Consider the following 1,888-nt stretch of genomic DNA (forward strand, 5'->3'; position numbering starts at 1 on the left):
TGTATCGAACATTAAAATTACTACAGAGAAATTAATCTAAATAGAATTGAATATAATAACCTTATATAATATTTTAAAAAACCCTCCCGATTAGTGGAGGTTTTCTCATTCAATATTCATCCTTAGATGTATAACAAATAAGATTTATTTTCTGCATATTTAATCTGCATATCTTTATAACAGTAAAGAGGCAGTCGTATTTCTGTTTATAACGATACTATTTCATAAAGGTTACAGCATATGAATAAAAGGTGTACTTTTTATACATTGTTTTCCTTGATTTGCTCAATAGAATGCCTATTCTATCAACGATGTATAAAAAGCTGCATAAACCATAAATTTAAAAAGCAAACGAGCCCTTGTGTATCAAGGGCTCGTTTTTTTCATGTGTTCCGGAAAGAGTGATTATGTAAACTAGCTCTGCATATGATATTCATATTATTAAATACGTCAATATGGTAAAATGTTACATATAAGATTCTTGTTTAGGAAGAAGGTGTTTTCTTAATGTTGAAGGTATCGTTGGTATGTATCTTAAGTTGCTTGATTATTTACGTAGGGCAGCTTGTATGGAGAAAAGGAAAAACTACTTTTATTGCTGGGTATGGAAAGATGTTTACACCTAAGAATGAAAAGCAGCTTGCTAAAGGATTTGGGATTATTATTATGTTATTTGGCTTAGAATCTATTATATTTCCTATTCTCTCTCTATTTTTTGATGGACTTGGAATTTATTATGGATTTCTAGTTGTGTTAAACTTCTTTGCTTTATTTGGAGTCATGATAAAGGATCAAGTACAAGGAGAAGCTTAAACGAAATAAAGGGCAGGAGAAATTTTATATTCTCCTGCCCTTTATTTGTGCCGATAATCTGGATTATGTTAACCAATGGTTTACAGCCTACTACTAAGCGTTTGTGGAAGTTTTTACATATTTGTTATAAAGTGGGCGTAAGAGGTGGTTAAGTTGAACTTAGGAGAACAATTGCAAAGACTAAGGGAAGAAAAAAATCTTTCTAGGGAAGAATTGGCCCAAGAAATGAATGTATCTAGGCAAGCTGTATATAAGTGGGAAAATAATAAAGGGTATCCCGATATTGAAAATCTTATTAAGCTAAGTGATTTATATAATGTGACGTTAGATGAACTAATTAAAGGTGATCATTCTTTTCAGAAAAAAATAGTAATAGATCAAAAAAAGAATAAAATTGAGGATTTATCAGACCCTGGTTTTATAATTGGAATCATTCTTGTATTTGTAGGATTATTTTTAGATTTAGGTGCATTTTCAGCTGGTGTTACAATACTAGGATTCTTAACGATGTTTTTTTATGATGATTTAAAGAAAACGTTTTGGACTATAAAAAAGGATTTTAAAGAAAAAAGGTAAGTAAAACAGGCTTTAAGAGAACTTGAAGCCTGTTTTTGTGCCTAGAAAATCCATTATGTAAACTAGTATTGAATATGGTATACATGATAAAGAGCACATATGTTGTTCTAAAAATGTGCTCTTTTAGGAAAGATTTCTTAATTTATTATTTGGCAAGTTCTTTTGCAGATAGCCCTAATATGTCCGTATTTTTAGGCGTATGCCCAAGTAGACGTAACATAGCTACAATTTGTCCTTTATGATGTGATTCGTGAGTAATTGAATGGACAAGTAATTGACGAGGTGTTTTTCTTATAAGACCACTGTTTGCTCTCCAAGCAAGCTCTTTTTCAATAGACTCATCAAATTTATCCGTGAATCGCTCGAATACTTTTTCTACGTATCTATCAGCTTGTTCAAAATAACGTTGGATATCGTCTACCTGCATACTATTAATTATTTCTTTTGTAAGTAGTGGTGATGAGGTTTCTGAAAGAACAAAAGAACCTAGCCAAGCATG

At 31.1% G+C, this 1,888-nt stretch carries 3 protein-coding genes; 2 read left to right on the forward strand and 1 reads right to left on the reverse strand.

All coding sequences use genetic code 11. The annotated features are described in order from the left end of the window. Positions 1 to 507 precede the first annotated feature (507 nt). On the forward strand, positions 508 to 813 hold the full coding sequence (locus tag AC1UFB_RS20535; RefSeq protein ID WP_482590021.1) for a hypothetical protein: 306 nt from the start codon (positions 508 to 510) through the stop codon (positions 811 to 813). A 153-nt stretch (positions 814 to 966) separates the two neighbouring features. Continuing rightward, the gene (locus AC1UFB_RS20540; RefSeq protein WP_482590023.1) at positions 967 to 1,389 is read left to right on the forward strand and encodes a helix-turn-helix domain-containing protein; all 423 of its coding nucleotides are present in this window, start codon (positions 967 to 969) and stop codon (positions 1,387 to 1,389) included. Between the two features lie 145 nt (positions 1,390 to 1,534). Here the strand turns inward: AC1UFB_RS20540 and AC1UFB_RS20545 are convergent. Continuing rightward, positions 1,535 to 1,888, reverse strand: a 354-nt coding sequence (locus tag AC1UFB_RS20545) for a DinB family protein (protein WP_482590024.1), incomplete at its 5' end; no start/stop codon positions are given.

The sequence above is a fragment of the Priestia sp. KCTC 13724 genome (assembly GCF_056820425.1).

Coding starts and splice junctions, on each gene's coding strand:
- AC1UFB_RS20535 (WP_482590021.1), top strand. CDS start 508: ATGTTGAAGGTATCGTTGGTATGTATCTTAAGTTGCTTGATTATTTAC.